Source organism: [Clostridium] citroniae WAL-17108 (assembly GCF_000233455.1).
GTDB lineage: Bacteria > Bacillota > Clostridia > Lachnospirales > Lachnospiraceae > Enterocloster > Enterocloster citroniae.
Genome location: NZ_JH376422.1, coordinates 42,745 through 68,261 on the forward strand (window position 1 = coordinate 42,745; position 25,517 = coordinate 68,261).

At 42.7% G+C, this 25,517-nt stretch carries 25 protein-coding genes; 4 read left to right on the forward strand and 21 right to left on the reverse strand.

All coding sequences use genetic code 11. The features are described from left to right. Positions 1-152 precede the first annotated feature (152 nt). Positions 153-410: a DUF3795 domain-containing protein gene (locus HMPREF9469_RS13340; RefSeq protein ID WP_007862736.1), complete on the reverse strand. Its 258-nt coding sequence runs from the start codon at positions 408-410 to the stop codon at positions 153-155. Positions 411-521: 111 nt separating this feature from the next. Further along, complete coding sequence (locus tag HMPREF9469_RS13345) at positions 522-1,319, reverse strand: RNA polymerase sigma factor (protein ID WP_007862738.1); 798 nt, start codon at positions 1,317-1,319, stop codon at positions 522-524. 195 nt (positions 1,320-1,514) lie between these two features. Here HMPREF9469_RS13345 and HMPREF9469_RS13350 point away from each other — a divergent pair, with 195 nt between their 5' ends. Then, entirely contained in the window at positions 1,515-1,814 is a 300-nt protein-coding gene (locus HMPREF9469_RS13350; RefSeq protein ID WP_227161161.1) for a GNAT family N-acetyltransferase, read from the forward strand. A 311-nt stretch (positions 1,815-2,125) separates the two neighbouring features. Here the strand turns inward: HMPREF9469_RS13350 and HMPREF9469_RS31305 are convergent, their stop codons facing one another. From HMPREF9469_RS31305 to HMPREF9469_RS13365, 5 genes are all read right to left on the reverse strand, one after another. Continuing rightward, positions 2,126-2,281, reverse strand: coding sequence for a DUF4357 domain-containing protein (locus HMPREF9469_RS31305; RefSeq protein ID WP_082197753.1), 156 nt, complete (start codon positions 2,279-2,281; stop codon positions 2,126-2,128). A gap of 28 nt (positions 2,282-2,309) precedes the next feature. Further along, complete coding sequence (locus HMPREF9469_RS32035) at positions 2,310-2,465, reverse strand: hypothetical protein (RefSeq protein WP_007862740.1); 156 nt, start codon at positions 2,463-2,465, stop codon at positions 2,310-2,312. Further along, positions 2,465-3,931, reverse strand: a complete 1,467-nt coding sequence (locus tag HMPREF9469_RS13355) for a restriction endonuclease subunit S (protein ID WP_007862742.1) — start codon at positions 3,929-3,931, stop codon at positions 2,465-2,467. Before HMPREF9469_RS13355 ends, HMPREF9469_RS32035 begins: the two co-directional genes overlap by 1 nt. A 13-nt stretch (positions 3,932-3,944) precedes the next feature. Continuing rightward, entirely contained in the window at positions 3,945-6,332 is a 2,388-nt protein-coding gene (locus tag HMPREF9469_RS13360) for a restriction endonuclease subunit M (protein ID WP_007862748.1), read from the reverse strand. A gap of 145 nt (positions 6,333-6,477) precedes the next feature. After that, positions 6,478-6,690, reverse strand: a complete 213-nt coding sequence (locus HMPREF9469_RS13365; protein ID WP_007862750.1) for a helix-turn-helix transcriptional regulator — start codon at positions 6,688-6,690, stop codon at positions 6,478-6,480. Between the two features lie 179 nt (positions 6,691-6,869). On the opposite strand from HMPREF9469_RS13365, the gene HMPREF9469_RS13370 reads away from it, so the two are divergent. Continuing rightward, the gene (locus tag HMPREF9469_RS13370; RefSeq protein WP_007862759.1) at positions 6,870-7,439 is read left to right on the forward strand and encodes a SymE family type I addiction module toxin; all 570 of its coding nucleotides are present in this window, start codon (positions 6,870-6,872) and stop codon (positions 7,437-7,439) included. Positions 7,440-7,515: 76 nt separating this feature from the next. Here HMPREF9469_RS13370 and HMPREF9469_RS13375 read toward each other — a convergent pair whose 3' ends face one another. From HMPREF9469_RS13375 to HMPREF9469_RS13410, 8 genes are all read right to left on the reverse strand, one after another. Continuing rightward, on the reverse strand, positions 7,516-7,854 hold the full coding sequence (locus HMPREF9469_RS13375) for a DUF6061 family protein (protein WP_007862760.1): 339 nt from the start codon (positions 7,852-7,854) through the stop codon (positions 7,516-7,518). Beyond that, on the reverse strand, positions 7,844-9,262 hold the full coding sequence (locus HMPREF9469_RS13380) for a MobA/MobL family protein (protein WP_007862761.1): 1,419 nt from the start codon (positions 9,260-9,262) through the stop codon (positions 7,844-7,846). Before HMPREF9469_RS13380 ends, HMPREF9469_RS13375 begins: the two co-directional genes overlap by 11 nt. 220 nt (positions 9,263-9,482) lie before the next feature. Further along, a complete protein-coding gene (locus HMPREF9469_RS13385; RefSeq protein ID WP_207636595.1) occupies positions 9,483-9,662 on the reverse strand; it encodes a DNA ligase in 180 nt (59 codons plus the stop codon). Positions 9,663-9,823: 161 nt separating this feature from the next. After that, positions 9,824-10,057: a hypothetical protein gene (locus HMPREF9469_RS13390; RefSeq protein WP_040416321.1), complete on the reverse strand. Its 234-nt coding sequence runs from the start codon at positions 10,055-10,057 to the stop codon at positions 9,824-9,826. Positions 10,058-10,152: 95 nt separating this feature from the next. Further along, complete coding sequence (locus HMPREF9469_RS13395) at positions 10,153-11,298, reverse strand: AAA family ATPase (protein WP_007862762.1); 1,146 nt, start codon at positions 11,296-11,298, stop codon at positions 10,153-10,155. Continuing rightward, positions 11,298-11,618 (reverse strand): plasmid mobilization protein, encoded by a 321-nt coding sequence (locus HMPREF9469_RS13400; RefSeq protein WP_007862763.1) that lies wholly within the window; start codon positions 11,616-11,618, stop codon positions 11,298-11,300. Before HMPREF9469_RS13400 ends, HMPREF9469_RS13395 begins: the two co-directional genes overlap by 1 nt. After that, the gene (locus HMPREF9469_RS13405; RefSeq protein ID WP_007862764.1) at positions 11,611-12,705 is read right to left on the reverse strand and encodes a site-specific integrase; all 1,095 of its coding nucleotides are present in this window, start codon (positions 12,703-12,705) and stop codon (positions 11,611-11,613) included. The genes HMPREF9469_RS13400 and HMPREF9469_RS13405 overlap by 8 nt, the downstream gene beginning before the upstream one ends. Positions 12,706-12,729: 24 nt before the next feature. Further along, positions 12,730-12,918: an HTH domain-containing protein gene (locus tag HMPREF9469_RS13410; protein WP_007862765.1), complete on the reverse strand. Its 189-nt coding sequence runs from the start codon at positions 12,916-12,918 to the stop codon at positions 12,730-12,732. 207 nt (positions 12,919-13,125) lie between these two features. Here HMPREF9469_RS13410 and HMPREF9469_RS13415 point away from each other — a divergent pair, with 207 nt between their 5' ends. Both HMPREF9469_RS13415 and HMPREF9469_RS13420 read left to right on the forward strand, forming a co-directional pair. Next, positions 13,126-14,226, forward strand: a complete 1,101-nt coding sequence (locus HMPREF9469_RS13415; RefSeq protein WP_007862766.1) for a PDDEXK nuclease domain-containing protein — start codon at positions 13,126-13,128, stop codon at positions 14,224-14,226. Positions 14,227-14,242: 16 nt separating this feature from the next. After that, entirely contained in the window at positions 14,243-14,764 is a 522-nt protein-coding gene (locus HMPREF9469_RS13420; RefSeq protein WP_007862768.1) for a helix-turn-helix domain-containing protein, read from the forward strand. A 252-nt stretch (positions 14,765-15,016) separates the two neighbouring features. Here HMPREF9469_RS13420 and guaA read toward each other — a convergent pair whose 3' ends face one another. From guaA to HMPREF9469_RS13450, 6 genes are all read right to left on the reverse strand, one after another. After that, on the reverse strand, positions 15,017-16,558 hold the full coding sequence (guaA, locus tag HMPREF9469_RS13425; RefSeq protein WP_007862771.1) for a glutamine-hydrolyzing GMP synthase: 1,542 nt from the start codon (positions 16,556-16,558) through the stop codon (positions 15,017-15,019). Between the two features lie 219 nt (positions 16,559-16,777). Further along, positions 16,778-19,627, reverse strand: coding sequence for an excinuclease ABC subunit UvrA (gene uvrA, locus HMPREF9469_RS13430; RefSeq protein ID WP_007862772.1), 2,850 nt, complete (start codon positions 19,625-19,627; stop codon positions 16,778-16,780). Positions 19,628-19,740: 113 nt separating this feature from the next. After that, on the reverse strand, positions 19,741-21,519 hold the full coding sequence (locus HMPREF9469_RS13435) for a M20/M25/M40 family metallo-hydrolase (RefSeq protein WP_265583657.1): 1,779 nt from the start codon (positions 21,517-21,519) through the stop codon (positions 19,741-19,743). 271 nt (positions 21,520-21,790) lie between these two features. Next, positions 21,791-22,771 (reverse strand): ABC transporter permease, encoded by a 981-nt coding sequence (locus tag HMPREF9469_RS13440; RefSeq protein WP_007862775.1) that lies wholly within the window; start codon positions 22,769-22,771, stop codon positions 21,791-21,793. Between the two features lie 16 nt (positions 22,772-22,787). Beyond that, the gene (locus HMPREF9469_RS13445) at positions 22,788-23,906 is read right to left on the reverse strand and encodes an ABC transporter permease (protein WP_007862777.1); all 1,119 of its coding nucleotides are present in this window, start codon (positions 23,904-23,906) and stop codon (positions 22,788-22,790) included. After that, entirely contained in the window at positions 23,899-25,431 is a 1,533-nt protein-coding gene (locus HMPREF9469_RS13450) for an ABC transporter ATP-binding protein (protein WP_007862782.1), read from the reverse strand. The genes HMPREF9469_RS13445 and HMPREF9469_RS13450 overlap by 8 nt, the downstream gene beginning before the upstream one ends. Positions 25,432-25,517: the final 86 nt, after the last annotated feature.

Consider the following 25,517-nt stretch of genomic DNA (forward strand, 5'->3'; position numbering starts at 1 on the left):
GGATCCTATGTGCATAAATCCAGCCCGGGAGGCCAGCCCCCGGGCTTTTTACATGAAACGTTCCGTGTCATATGTTAGCTTTGGATCTAAAGTTTGGCTGTGACCGGCAATACATGGCAGTATCAGCCGATTCCGTGAAACTGGCAATATACTCACTCAATTGCCCATTGCCTGCATTGCTCTATCTTCACAGCAGGGTCATATCCTTCCTCCACCCCCATATTGGACAATACGTTACAGGGAAAGTCTCCGCATTCGCCGCAGTGGTTCAGTCCTTTGGATTCACAACAGGATTTCACCTCACAGACCCCTCCCCAAAAAGGCCCATCCATATTGATACACCCTTTACAGCTGACCGCATCCTTTCTCTCACATAAATCACAGCATACACCACATCTTGATTGAAACATATTCCATTCCTCTTTTCTTCTGGTATTTTCCTTTACATAATAGAAGATGAAGTTTCCTGGCAGAAGTCCCGGGTAATGCAAACTTTTTAATTGGAATTTTTATTGCATATTTCATTTATAACCTTTATAGCAATCTTCCATCAAAGTGATCAGCCCTTCAAACCATTCCTGAGGCGGCCTTTGTTCCGGCATGTTGCGGTAATAATACAATATCTTTTGGCTCGTATCAGGATCGTGGACATATCCTTTTTCCTTATAATCCAGATATTCCTTTTTCTGCCTTAATTTTTCCTGAAATGTATTTCTGTCCTTCATAAATTCCATCCACGCAGTACATTTACAGGGGTTGCTGATATCCACAAAACTGCAATGTCCCTGAAAAAATGATTCCAGGTTCATCCTGGCACGGTAGAGCAGGCCCTTGACTGCTTTGGGCGTCAGATCCAGAAGTTGTGACACTTCCCCTATCGGCAGGCCAAACATATCAATTAGTGAAAATACCGTTCTCTGGTTCAATGTGAGTTTCCTTGTCATGGCCAGGAAGCAGCCATTGCGCAGATTAGCCACCTCCTCCGAAGCCCGGACCTCATCCATGATCAAAGGGGGATAATCCGCCAATAGCGTTCCGTCCCTCTCCAGTTCTTCCACACTCTCTATGTAGGTTGTGGCTTCACGCTTTTCTTTCCTTATCATCATGCGGAACTCATTGATGCAGATGGTACGAAGCCAACTTTTAATGGCAGCCTCATTCTTTAAATCAGCTATATGAATCCATGCTTTGATAAAGGTGTCCTGGGCCAGATCCTCTGCTTTGTCCGGGTCAGCTGTCAGCTTCAGGGAGAGGTTGAAGATGTAGGGGGCGTAGTTGTTTATGATGGTTTCAATTAGGGGGGAGTTGTGGTTTTCCATGGGTGGGTTCCTTTTAATGATTTATTGTAATGATCCATTTTAGATGCTTATTTGTTGAATTTGATAAATATAGTATAGTCCTTGTATTTTAATCTGTAAAGCTTAGGGCATCTATATTTAGTATCATCGCGGTTTTTAATACTATAAAATATAAATTCTTCATGAGTTTCCACCAAGTAAACTTATTCTATTATTGTGAAGAACAAACTGGAAACAATCGCTATGGGCAGACTAATAGGAGACGGACTTTATTACACTATTGTAGATATAATTGTATATCCTGCCTTTCAAAGACAAGGAGTTGGTACTGCTATCATTCATAATTTATTAGATTATGTGGAAAAGAATACGCCGCCCGGCGGGCGTTCCAGTGTCTCTCTAATTGCTGAAAAGGGGAAAGAAGCCTTCTATGATACTTTAGGATTTAAAAAGATACCCCATGAATTTTGCGGTAGCGGTATGAGAAAGATTATTCATAAAAAAGAAATTAACTAAAACATTAGAGGCAGGTATCATGATACCCGCCCCAAATTCAGTATTCATCAAATAAATAGAGCCAAACGGCATAAAACAACCCCGGAAATGCCCATTCTATCAGCATTCCCGGGGTTCTGTCCGTTATTCAAACTCGGCAAGTTCATAGGTGTTTCTAAACATTTTTGTTAAGTTTTTGCGCCTTTTATGCCTACTTTTTACTTCATTTACACATATTATTTTGACTTGCTGATTTTTTGTTGCCAATATGTTGCCACAAATTTCTTCATTCATCTATGCATCAAACTACTGAAATCCATTCAGTATCAATATCACTTTGTATGGATTATATCATTTCTAAAATTTTCTTCTCTTAATTTTCGTAAGATTTTTCCTTCTTCCGTTTTCCATGTTGAAAACCCATCAGAGCTACGACCTGTTATAAAGTTTGCTGCTGTTGATGAACTTTTAAAAGAAATATCTTCCATTACGACTTCTTTTTTACAACATTTTCTCTCATCTTTTTACAAACTTTGAACCTCTGAATGTTTTAGCATGAGATACATCAGCAGATACACGTGACCCCTTAAACACTACAAATTCTTTTGTTTCTGGATTATACTCACCAATAGCGTCATAACTTGAATTTTTGTTCTTTAGATATACTTTCATTACTCTCCTTTTTCATTTCTACTTTGATATTTTTTGATTGCTTCTTCAACAAAATTTTCTATATCTAATTTTTTTTGTGCTATTTCTTTTTTAATTATATTCTGTTCATTCATTTTGCTTTTGATTGCTTCAACTATTTCTTTTTGCTCTATCAATGATATATCAGGGAATGGGAATTCTTGTATATTATTAGGAAAAATATTCGTATTGTTACCCAATCCTTTTTTATTGATTTCAACTAGATATTGAAAATAATCAGTCCTAAAATAATAATATGCAAACATGGGATTTACTAATGACTCTCTAAATCTTATCCTAATCAAGAAATCACAAAATATTGCATCTATATCATCCTTTATAATAGCAACTTTTCCTATACCACCCTCACCAGACCTCATCATTACAATATCATTTACTTGTAATTTTGTGCATTGTGGTTTTGAAGCTCCTTTTATCTTCTTATAACTTTTTGTTTTTACATACTCATCAGATACTGTCTTTAAATCCCCTATATTTAATTCCCATGTACTAATATCACCCATTGAGACATAAAGGCAACTTCCGTCTTCATCATATTCATTAGAAATTCCTTGTCCTGTTATCATTGGTATTGCAACCAAATCTTTTAGCTTTTTGTATGAATTTTTTTTTAATTCAGTATAAACAAATTCTCCAGCTGGTCGGTGGAATTTAACACTAAATCTGGAATCAATATTATTTCCAAACATTTTAAATGATGTTGTATATATCCTTTCTAGTTTCTTCATTTCAAAAACATCATAGTTATATTCAAAATATATTTTGAATACCTCATTAATTATTTTATGAATTGGCACTATCTTAGCTCTTAAATCTTTTATCTCATTTTGTATTGGTTCAACTTTTTTAATTAAAGCTTTTTGTTCTGATAAAGACGGTATAACCACTGGCATTTCTTTCACATAGTATTGAGCTAAATTTTTGATTGTTTTTCCAGTTTCAACACTACGATAATAATCTCTCACCATCTTAGATTTCATGAATAAAATAAGATATCTTTCATCTAATAATAATTTTTTCACTCTTACTCTACATAAATAATGAGACAAAGTAAGATTGTAGTTCTGTTCTCCATTATACACAAATGCTTGACCACAATTAGAGGAAATAGCAATAATAACATCATCTTTTTCTAATCTATACTCAGCCAACTTATCTGCTTTTTCATCCGTAATAAAAATTGCATTTTCAATATTTAATTCACCCTCAACAATATTTCTTACCGTAACATGAATATTTTCTGTATCATTTTCATAATCAGATGATTTAATTGATTTTCCGCTTTCTAGAAAAGTTATGTAATTACGGAGTTTATCCATAGTTTTAATTCTGTATTTTTTGCGTATAATAAAGTAATCACAATCCATTCTATTATAAGCATCTTCTGAAAGTTGGGAGAATGTTATATTATTTATTTTAAATGTCATAAAATCCTCCATTCTACCATTCAATCTCTCTTATATAATCAAGGACTGTTTGTTTCACTCCATCATCCACTAGAATAACACCATCTTTATCTTCACGATATAAATCGTTCGGTTGTGGTTTTTCTCCACGTTTAGAACGTTTATAACCGATATTTTCAACTTCTGCCATAAAAATAGGATATTCCATACTCTTTGCAACTTCATCGAAAACCCACCATGTATTTACAAATCCAAACTCTTTTTCTAAATCTTTATCATGTTTACATAACAAATCAATTTCATCTCTATATTTTTCAATTAGTTCAGTATTAGATAATTCGATATCTTCTGCTTGTAAATAAACTTTTAAAAATCTATCTAAAAGCTCTCTTTCTTGGCTGATTTCTAAGCCCTTTATCGATGGAAGACTATTCTTATTTTTCTTTCCCTCCCATACAGCAACAAGATTTTCTACCCTAGTTTTAATCTGAGAATATTCTTTTGCATATTTATTCCAAGTCTTTTCCCATTCTCCCACTTCTGCTTCTGACTTCTTTTTTGCAAATAAAATACTTGTTTTTGTATTAGTAAACGGTGCAAATGTTTTTTGTGGCAATGAAACAATTGCTTTAACGATGAAATACTTATACAAAAATAAGCGTATATATTTATTCTCAGTTGTATCAAATACACTCTCTGGCAAAACCGCTGCTAATCTTCCCCCTTCTCGTAGTAACTGATAATATCGTTCTATAAAAAGATTTTCAGAATTCTTCTTATCTCCAAATAAAAATGATTTTCCAACCTTTTTCTTTGTGTCATTATCCAAGCTTACAGAAAATGGAGGATTTGTAAGAATTATATCAAACTGCCCATTAACTTTTTGAGTATAATGAATATCTTCAAACTCCTTATTCAATGCATTTGGTGCGGAAGATTTAATATATTCATTAAACGGTAACAGGCCATCACCTTTTTGAGCACCTACAAATATATTTGTAGAACCATCTCCATGCAGTATCATATTAACCTTAGTTGCCGTTCCTAAATTAAAATTCAGTTCAGAACCATAAATATATTCTCTGGCCCATTTATTCTCTTTATTATCTGGATAAAACCAATCTGATTCTACTTTATCTTTAACAGCTCTATTTGTATCAAGTTTACTCCTAAAACGATATTTAATATTCTGTGTAATAAATTTCATGTACTCGATTAAAAACGTACCAGAACCTGCACTTGGATCAATCATATATGGAATCTCTTTATCATTATTAATCCTCTTTATTGCTAATTTATCAGTTTGAATAGCCCACAGCATAAACTTAACAATATTTACATGTGTAAAAAACTGACCTTTACTCTGTTTAAATCCTGTCCTTATAATTCCCTCGAAAAAATCGCCCAAAATATCCTTACCTGAAACACTGTTTTTACCATCTACAAAAGAATATTTTTCAAGCGTTTGCACTGTATACTTCAATTTTGATAGTGAAAACTTATTTGTATCAACTACCTGAGATTTTTCAATCTGGTCATTACTAGTCATATTTAATTTTTCTTTTAATGCTTTTCTATATAATTCATTAATTCTGCTATACAAAGTTTCTTGTGTTTCAAACGATAATGTCTGGAAATCATAAGTTTCCCCATTACGCTTTTCATCCTCATCTTGAATCTTTGCTAATATTAAATTTGTAAGTGATGAAAATACATCATTGTCATCAGTTCCACCACCACCCCAAAGGACATTGTGCAAATCAATTTGGATATGTTCTAATAGTATATGAGAAAAATTAGTTACAAGATCTTTACTACTTCCTTTTACATAAGGTATTTTTCTAGCTTCCCCATACCCCTCTGGAATTTCAGTCAAGTAATCTCTATTTGTTTTCCAATTATTAAATATCGGAAAATCATTAGAATCAATAATCATACAATCATCTGTAATCACATTATTGTTAATATCTAGGGTATAAAGAACAAGATATCTTACTTTATGGCCTTCTGTACGTTCCATTCCAGCCACTTTAAATAATTGTTCTTCAATAGTTAAGTCTTTATCCATAGTTGCATATTCTTCTGGACTTTTAGTTTCAATAAAAAGAAAGGCATCATTATTTTTATCCCTTACTATAATATCAATAATACTTGTATTTGTATGTGGCCTTCCTGCTGTATACTCATGTTCAATTTCAATTTTATCAATTGAATAACCTAGTTCATTTACTAATCTTGTTAAAATAAATGCTCTTGTTATTTCTTCGTCACCTGGCAATATGGATATCGTCTTTCCTTTTAAATCTTTACTGTAAGTAATTGTTTTTTTATCAGTATTAATTGCCTCAACTACTTTTATTGGCTGTATTTTAATATAATCCTCTATTAACCTTTTCTCTTCCTTTGTGAATGCATTAATCATTATGCCTTCTCTCCTTTTAGTTATATATCTCTAATTACTGGTATTTATTTAGCGATGTTTTAATTTTCATAAAAATATTTCTGTATAGTTTTGTTTATATATCTTACTTTTGTATAATTTAACCAAAACCAGTAAACCATGTGATCTATATTTCCTTCCCACTATCCCTCAAGGTAAATATCCCATCATAATCACAATCCAACGCCTCCGCAATATCTCTCAATTCTTTCTCCGAAAAATTATCACGTGACAGCTTGTTACTTAAATTATTTCCATTCGTTCCAATCTTCTCTGCCAATTCCTTTATTGTCATATCTCTTTCCAAGAGTATTGTTCTAATTTTTTTAGCCATTCCCATTGTGTAATCCTCCGTTTATATACCTCAAATTATACACTGAAACATATGAATTTACAATGAAAAATGATGTTTCCTACATTATAGTGACAAATCCTATTGACATTATCTATTTAAAGATGTACTATCATACTCATAAGTGTTATACGGTACATTTAAGTGATTTTATAGGAGGCCACAATATGGAGCAAGATTTAAACAAGTACATAGTCAAGGAGTTCTGCAAGCTGCAAACCGATACAGAGCAAAGAAGTTTCATTGAGAACTTTCGTTTTCTTATGATGTCAAATGACTTTGATTTTGAGAATTACTATTCAAACAAGGCACTTAGGAGAACTGATTTTTATTCTATTGCAGATATGTTATATCAACTCAACAATTTTTGGATGCTATCCACCTTCATTCATCAAAACAGACACTTTCTTTTTAACGAGGTCAAAGACATTACAAGCGGAAGCGGATTACCGGATTTTTCTGTTCCTTGTAAGCTCGGACAGGAAACTATGCTTTCAAGAGTATTCAAAGTAATGAATAACCATTCTCTAAATGAGAATATCCTTTCTGAAAATTCTTCTGATTACCAAATCAACACCCATAAATTAATAATCTATTCCACTACCCTCCGAAGCAATCAGCCTGTACCACAAATAATTATACAAGGTAAATGGGTAGAGAAGTGGGGCTTCTCCATTGGCTGTAGTGTCCGTATTGAATGCTATCAAAACAAACTTGTAATCCTGTTAGACGAATGATACTAACGAATCCATTAATCTCTGGAAAACAAAAATCTGGAAGCAGCTTTACGCTCTCCCAGATTTTTTTCTCTATTTAACTGTCATATCTGTTAAATTCTCTAATTAACGCTTCTGCCGTTGCCTGATTGTATCCTAAGTCCAGATACTGTTGTAATAACATATCGTGAGAACTTTTAACCATATCATCTTCTATATCGCAATACTTCTGCATTTCCCCTGACAAAGCCATAGAAACATATTCTATAGGATTTTCATCTAACAGCTTCCATATCTTACTTTGAGAATGTTGTGTCAGCCGGAGCCGGGATTCCACTTCCTCACATTTTAACCTTAGCATATTACCATCTTTATAATACACTTCCACATAACCGTTATCCATATTGTATTCACATTTTAAAATATTATCTTTCATTTCTGTACTTCTCCTTTTCCTGTCTTGGCAAATCTAAGAATGTCAAATTTTTCTCTTTTGCTTCCCGTTCATATCGCCTTATCTTATCTCTGATACTTTCTGGTTTTGGCTGCTTTAATCCGTTATTCTCTTTCCATTCCTCTAACTCTTTTTGATACTGCCGTACTGCCTTTTCACACTGTCCATACACCTTTATAAAGGACTGTATATTTTTATATCCATATCGGTTAACTGCCTTAGCCATATAAGATTTCAGATCGGACACTCTGTTTTGTGCTATTCCAATCTGCCTTTCCACTTCTTTTCGCTCCTTAGATTTGAATATTCCCTTTAGATCACCAGACTGCCGTAACAAATCCGGCAACTCCTTCTCTTCAATCTGCCTGATGATCCGCACCTGTTTATCCAAGTCTTGTTTAATCCCTTGCATTTTACGAAACTCTGTAATGTCAACAGTAATCTTTGGTTGAGGCGGCAGCTTTCGTTTACATAGCAGATTCATTAATATCACTCTGGCCCGCATAATAATCTGTAAAAACAATCTGGGATTTCTTCCATTCACAGCTATGGACTGCCCTACCTTTTTTGATATTTCTGCCTTCTTTATTTCTTTAATGTCTGCTTCCGGCACGCCCTCTACCAGAGCCACATCTACCGCTTGATTCCATTCTTTTCTGGCCTGATTATCCGCTATTATTTCTGCAGCTTTGGGATTGTTCTTTCCAATCTTTTTCATCGGAAGATAAACACCGGACTTATCAAAAACCTGTAACTGCTCTAATGGATTCTTTATGTAAAGGTTAATTAAATCTGTATACCTGTTCTTTTCATTTTCTAAAAATATATCACTTTTAAAATGAGATATTTTATTAGAAAACAATCTCCTTTCATAGACCTCCCCTTTGGCAGTTATAGTACAACCACTTCTCATATTCCCTTGCTCATCTAATAGCTCTTTCTTTGTCCTTACATGCTTACCATGTTCATCATAAAACATATTTCTGCTTGCAATTTTTATATCCGGTTCCTCCAGCATTGTCCGCTCACTGAAAATCAAATGAATATGATAATTTGTTTTCTTTTTATTATGATGGAGAGCCGCCACACACTCAACACCATGTGTTTCTTTGAAGCTGTCTGTAAAGGTTTTTAATACCCAATCCGGTTCAAAGTTTACATAGGATTCAGGAAGCGCAATAATTAATTCTCTAGCCTCTATGCACTTCCCTTCTGTACCGCTTTTTAGAAATTCTCGCTGATTTTCCTTTGCAAGCATATTCCAAAATTTCAGCGGAGCCGTATCATAAACTGCATACAAATTTTCCTGTCTGGCATGACTTGATATGTAGTCAATCCTACCTTTTACGTTCGTAATCTTTTGTATCTGCACAAAAGAATGTCTTGGCATATACCGCTTCCTTTCTTCTTGCAAATATGAATATACGATCTATGTTTTTTACTATGTCCGTTACCGGACTATATGGGCAGCTTTGCTGCCTGAAGCTCGATGCAATCGCGAAATTCCCGTTGCATAAACCATAGGTTTGTGCAATGGGTGTATTTCGCTCTGCGAGGCTTGCCCTCGCATAAATGCACGAGGGCTTAGGAGAGATACTTTGCCTTTGTCATTACTCTGCTTTTTCTTTTTCATTATGGGCGTATCCGCCCACTCCATACGCCCGTTTCCAGGCTGCCTTTTCGATTACAGAGAGAATATGGTCTACGGTGCTTTCTTCCCACCCGGCGAGCCATATAAAGGTCTGTTCCTCTCCTTTCGTCAGTTCAATATTTCCGATGACTTTATTCATTTTTGCAATTCACTTTCTTTCACTTTCGTAAAAATAATCATTCACATTCCGGCTTCCATATGCTGGCTGTTTTATCATTAACTTAGCCCTCCAATTCAGACTTTTCGTTGTCTGCTTATCACAGGAGCGTGCCACGCTCCTGTTAAATATTTAAAGAAAACTTACCATCGAAAGCTATCCGGCACACCTCGCTTATCCAGATATTCCTTTCTTGCCTTCTCTTTTTCTTCCTCCGTTGGTGCGGTCTTATATTGGGAATACAATAATCGCATGGATATGGAATCCAACTTATCCATTAATCCCTTTTTTATTTCTGGTCGCACTTCCTCTATTTCCAACAAATGATATTTCATCAGTGCAATAAATAATTCTTCTGGTATCTGTACATTCTTCAATTTATATTCCTTTCTGCGTGTCGGTGGTGTCGATAGTGACGATATTATCTATACCACTTCGGTATCTAAAATACCGTCACCATCGTCACATATCGTCACGACTTTGGTTGAATCAGTGATAACTTTATTTTTCTTCCGCTGTGTTCCCGAACACTTTCATACTTAATGTTGTAATCTATCAGTAGCCGTTCCAGACTGACATTCAACTTACGTGTGAAAACATTTGGCTGCATATCTATTTCCGGCAAAAGCTGTAATAATTCTGATGCGGAACCGCTCCACTCCGGCGCTTCATTTGTCACTACTGTAGCAAGTGATTCCAGCACAGAATCTACAGGCTCCTTCCATAGCTCTGTTTCTGATTTGGTAAGCTCCCATACGCATTGTTCCCGATTAAAATTAAGAAATAGTCTCTGATCTTGCTGATCGCGTCCGGCAACTTCCAATACCGCTTTATTCTCTGTCCGTTTTTCTTTCTGCATAATAAATGCACCATCAGCAGCGCCCAGCAAACCGTTGGTTCCTGAAATCATATCAAAGCTGTCGGAAGATTCCATTTTTCTTGTATGATGAACAACCAGCAGACAGATACCATACTGATCGCTAAACCTTTTCAGCTTGGTTACGATTTCATAATCATTTCCGTAGCTTAGTTTGTCACCACCAACTTCACGTACCTTTTGAAGCGTATCTATAATAATAAGTCTGGCATCCTCATGCTCTTTTACAAACTTATGTAACTGTTCCTCTAATCCCTGATTTAAAGCCTTAGATTGTGTTGCAAAGTGAAGATTGCTGCTCCCCTCCATGCCAAACATTTTAGATAACCGTCTTTGTAATCTGGCATAATCATCTTCCAACGCCAGATATAAAACAGTACCTTTTGTCACAGGAAATCCCCATAAAGGGATTCCCATACTGACATGATAACCAAGCTGCGCCATGAAGAACGATTTACCTACCTTCGGCGCTCCAACAAAGAGATATGTTCCGTTAAAAATCAATCCCTCTACAATCGGAACCCGTGGCGGATATGCTGTGTCGTACAATTCTTCCATGGAAATTGTTTTCAGATCACTTTCTCCGCCTGCTACTACATTCGCGGTCACGTTATTTGTGGCTTGTTGATTGATTTGCTTTTTTGATTCTGTTATAATTTCATTGTCTTTATTATGAAGTGGCTGTTCCACATCTACGCCAATAGATGAAGCTGGAATGGCTACTTTTTTAGTTGGTGTCATCACTGTTCCCCCTTTAATCCATTTAAAGTTTCTGCCACTACTTGTAGTGTATAAAGAAGTTCTTCGCTAATCTCTCCGCATTGTCCTAATTTCTGTAATTGCTCATATATTTCTGCCATCTGGTTTCTAAGAGCCTTATACACCCTCGGATTCCCCTGTACCACTACTTCCCGGTTCAGCAGCTTCCGTATGATGTAATCCTGTTTTGTAAGTCCTGAAAGCCTCACACAATTATCAAGCAGCTTCCCTTCTTCCTCCGATACTCGAAAGGCTACCGTCTTGCTTCTCCAACGCCCCTGATAATCTAAATTTTTATCCATTTTGTTTTTCTTCCTTTCCCTTTCTTTCTATATCCAATCTGTCTGCCATCTCCGTCTGCTTAGTTGGAAACAAGTGTGCATATCGGTAAGTAATATCTATACTTTCATGCCCTACTCTCTGTGCGATTGCAAGTGCCGAAAATCCCATTTCTATTAAAAGTGAGATATGCGAATGACGAAGATCATGCACCCTGATTCGTTTTACTCCGCTTTGTTTGGAACCTCTGTCCATCTCATGATGAAGATAAGATTTTGTTATCGGAAACAGCCTTTCGTTCTCTCCAATGCCATAAAGCATATGAATATATTCTTGTATCTCTTCACAAAGAAACTTTGACATTTTAATAGTACGGTTACTTTTTGGAGTTTTGGGAGAAGTAATGACATCTCTCCCTTTTAGCCGCTGATATGATTTGTTGATAGTTAAGGTACATTTTCCAAAATCAAAATCTTTGGGTGTCAATGCCAACAGCTCGCCCATACGGATACCACACCAATACAGTATTTCAAACGCATAATAAGATTGTGGTTTGTCCATCATGGCATCTGCAAATTTCAGATATTCTTCTTTTGTCCAGAACAACATTTCTTTATGTTCCTCTGAACCCATTGCTCCGGCTTTCTGCGCCGGATTCGAGGGTAAATGATAGAACCTTACTGCGTGATTAAAAATAGCACTTAATTGACTATGTATCGTTTTCAAATAAGTTGCGGAATATGGCTGGCCGGATTCATCTTTATAAGATAGCAGCTCATTCTGCCATGCAATAATATCCTTTGGCTCTATTTCTTCCATCTTACGTGATTCAAAATAAGGAAGTATCTTTGTGCGTATCACATGGCTTTTGGATTCCCATGTATTTTCCTTTACCCGTTTTCTTTTGTCCGTTTCATAGATTTCAAAAAAACTTCCAAAGGTCATATCAAGTTTTGCTTCCTGTCTCAGCATAGTTTCCCGCTCCCAATTCAAAGCTTCCTTTTTGGTCGCGAAACCTCTCTTTTGTGTCTGCTTCCGTTCTCCCTTCCAATCAGTAAAGCGAAATACGGCGCGCCATTTTCCTGTGTTACCATCTTTATAAACTGCCATCTTATGGCTCCTTTCTGCGGCACTTTAAACGTGCCGCTCGTTGTAACATATTTTTTTATGGAAATACTGGGCATTCACCCGGCCTGCTACTGTAAGATAACCCTGTTGCTTTAATTCTTCATTGAGCTGTTTAACAACTCTGTACGCATAGGATTTTGATACTCCTAATTCTTCTGCAACTTCCTGAACACTGATGAAAGTTTTACTTTGCAAGTTTTCTTCTCCTTTCCTAAACATATTTATTTAAGTTCTACAACAACATATTACTAAACATTTACCGTTAAGTCAAGTGGTTTGCAGAAAAATATTAACTTTTTTTGTTTAGTTTCTTATTGCTATTCATTTTCGCCTGTGGTATACTCTACTCAAACAAATTTGTTGAATTATTCGACAATCACAATATAAAAGGAATGAAATTAAATGGAAAATCAAAAAAATGCAGAGTTGATGAAAACAGAAACCAACATAGATAAGCTATATTTAAACACTGTGGACTTGATTCAGTATGCTCGTGGTCTAGCAGTAAAACAGGTGAATTTTATTCAATTAATGACCTATTATTCCATCGGAAGGTGGATTGTGGAAGAACAACAGGAGGGAAGCAGTAGAGCAAAATATGGACAACAGATTATCAATAATTTATCAGAAAAATTATTGACTGAATTTGGCCGAGGTTTTTCTGGCGATACACTTAAAAATGCCAGAAAATTTTATTTAACTTATAAAGAACGAATAAGTGAAACAGTGTTTAGCCTTTTTGCAATCGAAAAAAGCGAAACGGTGTTTAGCCTTTTAAATGAAACTGTGCCATTCCAATTATCTTGGTCGCATTATTTACAATTAATGCGAATCGAGAATGCCAACGAGCGCAATTTCTATGAAATCGAAGCATTGAAATCAAATTGGAGTGTTAGAACACTACAACGGCAATATAATTCAAGTTTGTATGAGCGATTGGCATTAAGTAAAGATAAATCAGATATTTTGCGTCTTTCAACAGAGGGAAATGTAATTGCAAAACCACAGGACATCATAAAGCAACCGACAGTTCTGGAATTTCTCGGCATAGAAGAGAAGGCAAAATATGTGGAATCTGACTTAGAATCGGCAATTATTGATAAATTACAAAAATTTCTTTTGGAGATGGGGAAAGGCTATCTGTTTGAAGCAAGACAGAAGCGATTCACATTTAATGAAGATAATTTTTACGTTGATCTTGTTACTTATAATCGTTTGCTACACTGTTATGTTTTGATTGATTTAAAAGTTGACAAATTAACTCACCAGGATATCGGACAGATGCAAATGTATGTAAATTATTATGACAGATATGAAAAGTTAGATACAGAAAATCCAACGATAGGTATTTTGTTATGCAAAGAGAAAAATGACGCATTGGTTGAAATTACTCTGCCCAAAGATGCTAATATCTATGCTTCTGAATATAAACTGTACTTGCCGGATAAAAAAGTATTACAGGATAAGTTGAAGCAATGGATTGACGAAGAATACGACAATTAACAAAGGAGACTATATTATGGCAATCGGACAACGTATTAAATTTTTCCGCAATAGAAAAGGAATGACACAAAAGCAGCTTGGGGAAATTCTCGGCTTTCTCGGCAAAACCTCTGATGTCCGTATGGCACAGTATGAGTCAGAAGCCAGAGTGCCTAAGATTGACCTTGTGAAAGAAATGGCTAGTATTTTTGATGTCAGCACTCATGCTCTCACTGTACCCAACATAGACACCTACATCGGTCTTATGCACACTCTCTTTACATTGGAAGATGTGTACGGACTTAAAATAAGTGAAATAGATGGGGAACTCTGTCTGCGTCTGGACAAGTCCAATCGTAACAACTATACTTCTCTGTTCAATATGTTTCAGGCTTGGCAGCAGATGTCTGCCAAATTGGAGCAAGGCGAGATCACCAAAGAGGAATACGACCAATGGCGCTACAAATATCCTGAACTCGACACCTCCCAACATTGGGCAAAAGTTCCCTCTAAGGCACTAAGCGATTTTCTTGTAAGTGAATTGAAAAAAGAAAAATAAGCACAAAAAAACCTTACCGACTTCTTATTCCATTTTTGGAAACTGAAAATCAGTAAGGTTTTTCTATGCCATTTTGAAGTAAAATAACTTTGTTGTCGCGGCATTCGCCTACTGAATATGCCTGCAAATTCGCTTGGCTCATTGCACGCGCACATTCTATCAGTAGGTATCAAATGTTGCCAAATCGTTGCCACTCACTAAACAAATTTGTTTGAATCCTGCATAAACACTAGGTATTTCCAATCCACAATCTCACTCAAACTCAATCGTAGCCGGCGGCTTCCCCGTACAATCATACATCACCCGGTTCACGCCCTTCACCTCATTCACGATCCTGCTGGTCACCTTTCCCAGCACCTCCCAGGGAATCTGCGCAGCCTCTGCAGTCATAAAATCAGAGGTCAGGACAGCCCGCAGCGCAACCGCATAGTCGTAGGTTCTCTCATCTCCCATGCATCCAACGGACCGCATGTTGGTAAGTGCCGCAAAATACTGGCCCAGATTCTTATCCACTCCGGCTTTTGCAATCTCCTCCCTGTATATAGCGTCCGCGTCCTGAACAATCTTTACCTTTTCAGCCGTTACTTCGCCAATGATCCTGACGCCAAGTCCGGGACCTGGAAACGGCTGCCTGAATACAAGATATTCCGGGATCCCCAGCTCAAGCCCGGCCTTTCGCACCTCATCCTTAAACAGCAGGCGCAGCGGCTCCACCAGTTCCTTAAAATCCACATGCTCGGGAAGACCGCCCACATTGTGGTGGGACTTGATCACAGCGGATTTGCCCAGCCCGGATTCGATCACATCCGGATAAATGGTGCCCTGCACCAGGTAATCCACTGCGCCGATCTTTCTGGCCTCCTCCTCAAATACACGGATGAATTCTTCGCCAATGATCTTTCTCTTTGCCTCAGGTTCTTCCACGCCCTTCAGCCTTGCGTAGAAACGCTCCTGGGCATTGACACGGATAAAGTTAAGATCATACTGGCCCTTGGGACCGAATACGGCTTCCACCTCATCCCCTTCGTTCTTGCGCAGCAGGCCATGGTCCACGAATACACAGGTCAGCTGCTTGCCGATGGCCTTGGACAGCATAACCGCTGCAACAGAAGAATCCACACCGCCGGAAAGGGCACACAGCACCTTGCCGTCACCGATCTTCTCCCTCAGCGCTTTGATGGTAGTATCCACAAAAGAATCCATCTTCCAGTCTCCGGAGCAGCCGCAGACATTGTATACAAAGTTGGACAGCATTTTTGTCCCCTCTTTGGTATGAACCACCTCAGGATGGAACTGAACCGCGTAGAAATCCTTTCCCGCGCACTCCATACCTGCAACCGGGCATGACTCTGTGTGGGCAGTGATCCTGAACCCGGCAGGTACTTCTGCAATATATACTCCATGGCTCATCCAGCACACGGTCCTGGGTGAAACACCCTCAAACAGCTTGGAAGACGTGTCCACATCCACCTCTGTATGTCCATACTCGCTGACAACCGCCTTTTTCACAACGCCGTCCAGCAGATAACTCATAAGCTGCGCTCCATAACAGATTCCCAGAACCGGAATACCCAGTTCAAATATCTCCTTGGAACAGCGCGGCGCACCGTCCTCAAACACCACGTCCGGGCCGCCTGTGAAAATGATCCCCTTGGGATTCATCTCCTTTATCTTGTCCAGGCTCATATTGTACGGATGTACTTCGCAGTACACATTGCACTCACGGACACGGCGTGCAATCAGCTGGTTATACTGACCGCCGAAGTCCAAAACGATAATCATCTCTCTATCCATGAGATCTATTCCTCCATATTTTTCTGGATATCCCCGCCAAAACGGTTAAACCGAAATGTCCTCTCCCTATACCATGACCCAATTTACCAGAAAATATTTATCTCCGTATAAATTGAAAGAGATTGTACAAAATAGTACAATCTCTTCTTTATCTTTCGTATATGTCTATTATATGCCACCTAACTACAAATAGCAAGCAATTTCGACAAATTTTTTAATTTATTTTATTCCCTTTTTATTTCCCGCCTCAAGATATTTCTTAATGTACATGCCGGTGTAGGAAACCGGGTTCTCAGCCACTTCCTCAGGCGTTCCCCTGGCAATGACCGTTCCGCCCTTATCCCCGCCTTCCGGTCCGATATCAATAATATAGTCGGCAGTCTTGATCACATCCAGGTTATGCTCGATCACCACAACGGTATTGCCTCCGTCCGACAGCCTGCGCAGAATGTCGATCAGCTTGTGCACATCTGCAAAATGCAGCCCTGTTGTGGGCTCATCCAGAATATAGATGGTTTTTCCCGTCCCGCGCTTGGACAGCTCGGTAGCCAGCTTGATACGCTGTGCCTCACCGCCCGACAGCTCAGTGGACGGCTGTCCCAGCCGGATATATCCCAGGCCCACATCGTACAGGGTCTGTATCTTCCTGGTGACTGAGGGCACATTTTCAAAGAACTTCAGCGCGTCCTCCACTGTCATATCCAGGACATCGTATATACTCTTTCCCTTATACTTTACATCCAGGGTCTCGCGGTTGTACCGCTTTCCGCCGCAGACTTCGCAGGGAACATAGACATCGGGAAGGAAATGCATCTCTATCTTGATAATGCCGTCACCGCTGCATGATTCACACCGTCCGCCCTTCACATTAAAACTAAAGCGGCCTTTTGTATAGCCCTTGGCCTTTGCATCCACGGTAGAGGCAAACAGATCACGGATCAGGTCAAACACGCCTGTATACGTGGCCGGGTTTGACCGTGGAGTACGCCCGATCGGCGACTGGTCAATGGCAATGATCTTATCCAGCTGCTCTGTCCCGTCAATTCCCTTATGCTTACCGGGAATGGTCCTGGCACGGTTCAATTTTTTGGCCAGGGCTTTGTAAAGTATTTCATTGACAAGGGAACTCTTGCCGGAGCCGGACACTCCTGTGACGCAAGTCATGACACCCAGCGGGAAGTCCACGTTCAGGTTCTTCAGGTTGTTCTCAGCAGCGCCCCGAACCGTGATCCATCCGCTTGGTTTCCTGCGCTCAGACGGCACGGGAATGGCCATCCTTCCACTGAGATATGCGCCTGTGATGGAATCCTTATTGGCCATGATCTGTTTGGCGGTTCCCATAGCGATCACCTGTCCGCCGTGTTCGCCTGCACCTGGTCCGATATCCACGATACAGTCCGCTGCCAGCATGGTATCCTCATCATGTTCCACCACCAGCACGCTGTTCCCCAGGTCACGCAGATGGATCAGGGTCTTTAACAGCTTGTCATTGTCCCGCTGGTGAAGTCCAATACTTGGCTCATCCAGGATATATGCAACCCCCACCAGACCGGAGCCGATCTGTGTTGCCAGACGGATCCTCTGCGCCTCCCCGCCTGACAGGGTGCCTGTGGCCCGTGAAAGGGACAAATAATCCAATCCCACGTCAATGAGGAAGCAGATCCTTGCCCTGATCTCCTTTAAGATGGACGCGCCAATGGTCTGCTGCATGGAAGTCAGCTTCAGGCCGTCCATAAAGTCCTTGAATTTTACAATGGACATATTGGTTGCCTGATAGATATTCATATCCCCCACCGTAACTGCCAGAGACTCCTTTTTAAGCCTCTGCCCTTTACACACAGGACATGGCGTGATCCGCATATAGGACTCATATTCCGCCTTGGAGGCCTCGGAAAATGTCTCCTTATAGCGCCTGTTCACATTCTCAATCAATCCCTCAAAGGCCACATCATATACGCCCTCGCCCCTTTGGCTCTTATAGCGTACCTTGACTTCCTTGCCTCCCGTACCGTGCAGGATCACATCCTGTATTTCCTTGGGGTAATCCTGAAAAGGAGTGGAAAGGCTGAATTTATACTCCTTGGCCAGAGCGTCCAGTATGGCCCTGGTAAAGCTTCCCTTGTCCGTGCAGGACTGCCAGCCCAACACCACAATGGCGCCATCGTCAATGGATATGGATTTGTCCGGAATCATCAGGTCCTCATCAAACTCCATCTTATACCCAAGTCCGAAACACTCGGGACATGCGCCGAAGGGGTTGTTAAAGGAAAAGCTTCTGGGCTCCACCTCATCGATGCTGATGCCGCAGTCCGGGCAGGAAAAGCTCTGGCTGAAATTCACCGGCTCCCCCTCCGTCACATCCACGGTCATAAGGCCGCCGCTCAGCGCCATCACCGTCTCGATGGAATCCGTAAGGCGCTTCTCGATCCCTTCCTTTACGATCAGACGGTCCACCACGATCTCAATATTATGCTTTATATTCTTGTCCAGCTTAATATCCTCGGAAAGCTCATAAAGATTCCCGTCAATGCGCACACGCACATAGCCGCTCTTGCGCGCCTGGTCCAGCACCTTTGCATGCTCTCCCTTCCTGCCCCGCACCACAGGTGCCAGAAGCTGGATCTTAGTCCGCTCAGGCATGGCCATGATATGGTCCACCATCTGGTCAATGGATTGTTTGTGGATCTCTTTGCCGCACTTGGGACAGTGGGGAATGCCCACCCTGGCATAGAGAAGCCTCATATAATCATAGATCTCCGTCACCGTCCCCACAGTGGAACGCGGGTTCCGGTTGGTCGACTTCTGATCTATGGAAATAGCCGGTGACAGCCCTTCAATGCTTTCCACATCCGGCTTCTCCATCTGCCCCAAAAACTGGCGTGCGTAAGAAGACAGAGACTCCATATAGCGCCTCTGCCCTTCTGCATAGATAGTATCAAAAGCCAGTGAAGATTTGCCGGACCCGGACAGTCCTGTAAGTACCACCAGCTCGTTCCTCGGTATATCCACGGATATATTCTTCAGATTATGTTCATTGGCCCCGCGGATTTTAATGTACTGCTTTGCCATCTAAAAATGCTCCTTGTCTCTTGCATAGAACGCCAGGCACCTGTCCTTTTGGCGCCCGGGTATGAATCGTATCAATGTTACAATATCCAGTTACAATATCTTGCGTAAGTATATCACATTTGCGTTCCATTTGCAAACACTTGTTCGATAAAATATTGTAAAATTCCTGGAACTTCTTCCAGCAGGCTCCTGGCATTGACGCGCTCCGACATCTGGTGGGCATCCTTGCCAACTGGGCCAAAAAGAAGGGCCGGAACCTGGAATCCCGCCATGGCATCCAGGTCCATATGATACATACCTCCCCACAGCGGCGTATTAGCCGCATAGGACTGAAGTTCCGCCCGGTCCGGACCTGCGCAGTAGCTTAAATCCGATATCCCGCAGCAGTAATTGCGCCTGCCCAGCGGTATGCCGCACACTGTCTCTGCCGATGCTGCCAGTATCTCATACAGCGCGCTTCCTCTTCCAGTGCTTCCTCCCCCTGTACTTTCTCCTCCCGCACCTTCTCTCCCAATGCTTACTCCCCCTGTACTTTCTCCTCCCCCTGTACTTTCTCCTCCCCCTGTTCTTACTCCCCCTGCACTGCCCTCCGCGCTATCCCTACCCGCGCCATCCGGAATGCGGTCGCTGTGATAAGCCGGGTAATAAGGCGGTGCAAAGGAGATCACCATCAAAGGGGCTGTAATCTCCGAGTAGGTCAGTACCGCGTCCATGATCTCCAGCGTGGCCTTGGGATAATTCCATTCCCCTGACCGGATACGGGCTTGTGCTGTCTCATAGAGGTCACGGAACCACTTTCCCGCTTCCTCCCCGTGGCGCTTGTGGCAGACATCCACCAGCTGGCCATACTCCATCACGCACCGGTCCATATCCACCTGCGGAAGGATATCCCCGGATTTCACACATGCCTCCTGGGCCTCCATGCGTTTCAGGTATGAGGAAAATGATTCCCTCCCGATTTCCTTCAGCCTGGCCGTAACCGAATCCGCTGTCTTGTTGAATCCCAGCATACTCATGTATCCCGCTGCTCTCAGGGGAACGGAGACATCATATCCCTCCTTGCGGTCCCTCAGATTAAACCAGGTGGGCGGAGGGCATGGTTCCCCCTCATACTGTTCAGAGAACTCAGGCGCCAGCTCGGTGCGCATAAACATCTCAGCCAGTACGCCCACTGCGTTTAGTCCATGGAAACAGTTCACCACATGGGCTTTGGCCCCCTGTACCAGCACCGCGGGCATGGTCTTTCCCACGGAACCGATATACACCTGCTGCTTCCCCTCCTCATTAAAGCTGGGCTCCAGATCCAGCAGGCATGCATATTCCAGTCCATACTCTTGCAAAAGACCTGTAAACAGTGGAATGGAGCCCCGCATCCCGGCGGAATATGCCTCCTCATCCGCCACCGCTGCAAAAAGCAGGCACCCGGGCAGCTGCGGATGCTCCAGCATCAGCCGGCCATACCAATCCATAAGTGCCATGGCAATGGCCAGTCCCCCCTTCATATCGTTCACGCCTCTTCCAAACAGCCATTCACCGGACTCCAGATCCTCCCTGGCTTCCCTGGGAAGCATTGCCGCCAATGCTTCCAACTGGCTTTTGCCGGCGCGTTTCCACGCCTCCACATCATAGGCAAAAGATTCAAAACTGCCGTACTCCCGGGTATCTACTACATCATAGTGGCCTGTGAGTATAATGGTCCTCCCCGTGCTCCCCTTGATCAGCCCATAGGGTGTGGTCCGTTTCAGGTGATCCCCCTTAAGCGCATAGCTTCCCGCCATCTGGGGATGGGCTGCAAAATAGGGCTGGGCATTCAGTTCCGCCTCTATGTAATCCGCTGCCGCCCCCTCATATTCCGTATCAGACACGCTGGGAATCGCCACCAGTTCTTTCATATACCGGTAAATTCTGTCCTTTATTTCCACCACATCCGCCTCCATGTCACCTAAACCAAAACAACTGTTTTACACCGGATCTTCACATCCGGTCATCCTCTTTCCAATAAACGCTCCTCTAATCATAGCAGTTTACTGGGTATTGTCAAGATGTAAGAGGGGGATTAAAAGAGCGGATAGAGATTCATTGCCGCCAAAAAAGGAAGAGACTGGAACCGCTGCCCAAAATACAGTCCCTGCCTCTTCTCTGTTTTTATCTCTCTTTCCTGTTTTATCTCTCTTCTCTGAAATACGCCAGTCCCAGGCTCTGGGGCGGCTGGTACTCCCTCTTCTTTCTAAGGCTGGTGATCACCAGCACCACAATGGTGACAACGTAGGGAAGGGCTTTAAAAATTTCCTGCGCCCCTCTGTCCAGTCCCGGAATATACAGGTACAGGATGTACAGGCCTCCAAACAGGATGGAACCCCAGATGGCATTCACCGGCTTCCACAGTGCAAATATAACAAGGGCAATGGCCAGCCATCCCCTGTCGCCGAATCCGTTGTTGGTCCAGGTTCCCCCTGAATACTCCATTACAAAATACAATCCGCCCAGACCGCTGATCCCGCCCCCGATGCAGGTTGCCAGATACTTGTAGGCAGTGACATTGATACCGGCCGCATCAGCTGTTGCCGGGCTTTCGCCCACGGCCCTGAGGTTAAGTCCCTTCCTTGTCTTGCTAAGGAAAAATGCAAGTGCAATGGCCAGAAGGATTGCCAGATATGTGAGAAATCCGTAGGAGAACAGCACCTGCCCCACCACTCCCAGTTTGGAAAGCCCGGGAATGGGCGTCTTGTAGGCCGCGCCAGTGACAGCCACGGAAATCTGTCCCACGCCTCCTGCCAGCTTTGCCAGGGAACCGCCGAAAAAGTTGCCGAATCCCACGCCAAATGTGGTCAGGGCCAGGCCGGTTACGTTCTGGTTTGCCCGCAGCGTGATGGTCAGTACGCTGTACACCAGGCCTCCCAGGGCCGCGCAGGCAAATGCGCAGAAAAAGGAGATCAAAAGCCCCACAAACCCATTGGGCGTCTCCACTGAATTTTCATATAAAAATGCGCCGATCAGGCCGGCAATACCGCCCATGTACATCATTCCCGGAATACCCAGATTCAGGTTTCCCGATTTTTCCGTCATGATCTCCCCCAGGGCGCCGTACAGGATCCCGATCCCCTGCCCAATGGCCTTTTGTATAAATATAACTAAAAATCCCATATTCTCATCCTCCCTTCTAAACCGTCCGGTCTTTATGCCTGCCGCGCACAGCTACCCTGTAATTGATAAAGAACTCACAGCCCAGAATAAAGAACAGGATGATACCTGTTATGACATCAGAAGCATTTTCATTCAGATTAAACTGGGAAGCGATCTGCCCCGCTCCCTTTTGCATGAACACCAGGAAAAATGAAACCAGGATCATGGCAAACGCATTAAACTTGCTGAGCCAGGAAACAATGATGGCCGTAAAGCCCCGTCCCCCCGCCGTGCTGGTGGAAATGGTGTGGCTTGCGCCGCTGACAATGATAAATCCGGCAATTCCGCAGATGGCGCCGGATAAGGCCATGGTCCGCAGGATCACCTTTTTTACATTGATCCCCGCGTACCGGGCCGTATTCTCGCTCTCGCCCACAACAGCGATCTCATACCCCTGCTTGCTGTATTTCAGGTAAATGAACATGGCCAGGGTCAATGCCAGCACAATGACCAGGTTCCAGCCGTAATCCAGCCCGAACAGCTTTGGAAGCCAGCCGCCCTGGGTGGAGGAATTGATGGTACCCACTGAATTGGAGCCCTTGGGGTTCTCCCAGAAAATGATACAGTAGGTGATCACCTGCATGGCCACGTAGTTCATCATCAGGGTAAATAATGTCTCATTGGTATTCCAGTAAGCCTTAAAAAATGCCGGGATCGCTGCCCACACCATGGCGGACAGGGCGCTGCCCAAAAGCATCAGCGGAAACAGCACAATGGCGGGAAGGGAGTTTCCCAAGTAGATCATCATGGCAGCGGATGTAACGCCCCCGATCAGTACCTGCCCCTCGGCGCCAATGTTCCAGAACCGCATCTTAAATGCGGGCGTGATACCGATCGCAATGCACAAAAGCACCAGGGTATCCCTGATGGTCATCCAGATACGCCTTTTGGTGCCCACTGCACCGTCAAAAATCCCTTTATATACCTCAATGGGATTCAGCCCGGTAAGAGCAAATATGACACCGGCACAGACCACCAGCGCCAGAATAACGGCAGCCAGCCTGATCAGCCATGCCTTCCATGGCTCAATCCCATCGCGCTTGGATATATGCATCAGAGGTTCCCTTGTGGATACTGCGGTTATCTCCTTACTCATCTAAGCCACCTCCTACCTTTGTCATCATCAGGCCCACTTCTTCCTTAGTTGCCGTCCGGCCGTCCACAATGCCGCTGATCCGGCCGCCGCACAGCACCAGGATCCTGTCGCACAGCTCCAGCAGAACGTCCAGGTCCTCGCCCACACAGATCACAGCAGCCCCCTGCTGCTTCTGCTCATTGAGAAGATGGTAGATTGTATAGGAAGAATTGATATCCAGTCCCCGGACCGGATATGCCACCATCAGCACCTTGGGGTTGGAGGAAATCTCACGCCCCACCAAAACCTTCTGCACATTGCCTCCTGACAGCTTGCGCACAGGCGTGGAAACCCCCGGCGTCACCACCTCCAGTTCCTCTATAATATGTTCAGCCAGGGTCTTGGGCGTTTTCCTGTCGGCAAAAAACAAACGCCCCTTCCTGTATCCCCTGAGCATCATGTTGTCCGTCATGTCCATGGAGCCCACCAGCCCCATGCCCAGCCGGTCCTCAGGCACAAAGGAAAGCTTTACTCCCAGCTTGCTGATAGCCGCAGCGCTCATGCCTGCCAGGTTCTTTTCCCCTCCCTCGGGAGGGTAGTAGGTGATGGCGCCCGATTCCATGTGCATAAGCCCTGCAATGGACTCCAGCAGTTCCTTTTGCCCGCTTCCCGCGATCCCCGCTACTCCCAGTATTTCCCCGCTGTATGCAGTAAAAGAAGCCTGGTCCAGGGTCTTAATCCCTTCCTTGTCCACGCAGGTGACACCCGATACCTCCAGACGTTTCTGCGGGTTCACCGGCATTGGCCGGTCAATGTTAAGGCTTACCTTTTTCCCAACCATCATCTCGGTAAGGGATTCCTCCGTAGCTTCACTGGTCTGTACGGTCCCTATGTACTGTCCCTTGCGCAGGACGGAAACACGGTCGGACAGCGCCAGCACCTCGTGAAGCTTATGGGTGATGATGATAATGGAATGGCCTGCCTGGCGCATATTTCGCAAAACCGCAAAGAGCTTGTCCGTTTCCTGGGGCGTCAGCACAGCGGTGGGCTCGTCCAGGATCAGGATATCCACTCCCCGGTACAGAAGCTTGACGATTTCCACGGTCTGTTTCTGGGACACGGACATGGTATAGATCTTCTGGCCGGGATCCAGGTCAAAGCCGTATCTGGCTGTGAGCTCATTGATCCTGGCAGTCACGCCTTTCATATCCAGGACCTCTTTGCCTGCCAGACCAAGGATGATGTTCTCCGCCGCTGTCAGGACATCCACCAGTTTGAAATGCTGATGGATCATGCCGATCCCCAGTGTAAAGGAATCCTTGGGGGAACGGATGGTCACCTCGTTTCCATTTACAAATATCTGTCCCTCATCCGGATAATAGATCCCTGAGATCATGTTCATGAGAGTGGTCTTCCCACTTCCGTTCTCGCCCAGAATGGACAGTATCTCTCCCCGCTTAACGGAAAGACATACCTTGTGGTTTGCAGTAACCTTGCCGAATCGTTTTGTGATGTTTTTCAGTTCAATTGCATATGTTTCGCTCACCCGGCAGACCTCCATTTTCTTCTATTTTCTTGCGTATCCTCTTCCATCTGAAATAAAACCAAAAGAAACTTTCTTACTATACAGGA

Excerpts from the sequence above, each read along its gene's own strand:
- guaA (WP_007862771.1), bottom strand. The coding sequence starts at position 16,558 with ATGGATAGAGAGATGATTATCGTTTTGGACTTCGGCGGTCAGTATAAC.
- HMPREF9469_RS13355 (WP_007862742.1), bottom strand. The coding sequence starts at position 3,931 with ATGACATTTAAAATAAATAATATAACATTCTCCCAACTTTCAGAAGAT.
- HMPREF9469_RS13365 (WP_007862750.1), bottom strand. The coding sequence starts at position 6,690 with ATGGGAATGGCTAAAAAAATTAGAACAATACTCTTGGAAAGAGATATG.
- HMPREF9469_RS32035 (WP_007862740.1), bottom strand. The coding sequence starts at position 2,465 with ATGAAAGTATATCTAAAGAACAAAAATTCAAGTTATGACGCTATTGGT.
- HMPREF9469_RS13445 (WP_007862777.1), bottom strand. The coding sequence starts at position 23,906 with ATGAGTAAGGAGATAACCGCAGTATCCACAAGGGAACCTCTGATGCAT.
- HMPREF9469_RS13340 (WP_007862736.1), bottom strand. The coding sequence starts at position 410 with ATGTTTCAATCAAGATGTGGTGTATGCTGTGATTTATGTGAGAGAAAG.
- HMPREF9469_RS13415 (WP_007862766.1), top strand. The coding sequence starts at position 13,126 with ATGGAAAATCAAAAAAATGCAGAGTTGATGAAAACAGAAACCAACATA.
- uvrA (WP_007862772.1), bottom strand. The coding sequence starts at position 19,627 with ATGGCAAAGCAGTACATTAAAATCCGCGGGGCCAATGAACATAATCTG.
- HMPREF9469_RS13385 (WP_207636595.1), bottom strand. The coding sequence starts at position 9,662 with ATGAATAAAGTCATCGGAAATATTGAACTGACGAAAGGAGAGGAACAG.
- HMPREF9469_RS13360 (WP_007862748.1), bottom strand. The coding sequence starts at position 6,332 with ATGATTAATGCATTCACAAAGGAAGAGAAAAGGTTAATAGAGGATTAT.
- HMPREF9469_RS13420 (WP_007862768.1), top strand. The coding sequence starts at position 14,243 with ATGGCAATCGGACAACGTATTAAATTTTTCCGCAATAGAAAAGGAATG.
- HMPREF9469_RS13400 (WP_007862763.1), bottom strand. The coding sequence starts at position 11,618 with ATGGATAAAAATTTAGATTATCAGGGGCGTTGGAGAAGCAAGACGGTA.
- HMPREF9469_RS13435 (WP_265583657.1), bottom strand. The coding sequence starts at position 21,519 with ATGAAAGAACTGGTGGCGATTCCCAGCGTGTCTGATACGGAATATGAG.
- HMPREF9469_RS13405 (WP_007862764.1), bottom strand. The coding sequence starts at position 12,705 with ATGGCAGTTTATAAAGATGGTAACACAGGAAAATGGCGCGCCGTATTT.
- HMPREF9469_RS13370 (WP_007862759.1), top strand. The coding sequence starts at position 6,870 with ATGGAGCAAGATTTAAACAAGTACATAGTCAAGGAGTTCTGCAAGCTG.
- HMPREF9469_RS13375 (WP_007862760.1), bottom strand. The coding sequence starts at position 7,854 with ATGAAAGATAATATTTTAAAATGTGAATACAATATGGATAACGGTTAT.
- HMPREF9469_RS13345 (WP_007862738.1), bottom strand. The coding sequence starts at position 1,319 with ATGGAAAACCACAACTCCCCCCTAATTGAAACCATCATAAACAACTAC.
- HMPREF9469_RS13440 (WP_007862775.1), bottom strand. The coding sequence starts at position 22,771 with ATGGGATTTTTAGTTATATTTATACAAAAGGCCATTGGGCAGGGGATC.
- HMPREF9469_RS13380 (WP_007862761.1), bottom strand. The coding sequence starts at position 9,262 with ATGCCAAGACATTCTTTTGTGCAGATACAAAAGATTACGAACGTAAAA.
- HMPREF9469_RS13395 (WP_007862762.1), bottom strand. The coding sequence starts at position 11,298 with ATGACACCAACTAAAAAAGTAGCCATTCCAGCTTCATCTATTGGCGTA.
- HMPREF9469_RS31305 (WP_082197753.1), bottom strand. The coding sequence starts at position 2,281 with ATGGAAGATATTTCTTTTAAAAGTTCATCAACAGCAGCAAACTTTATA.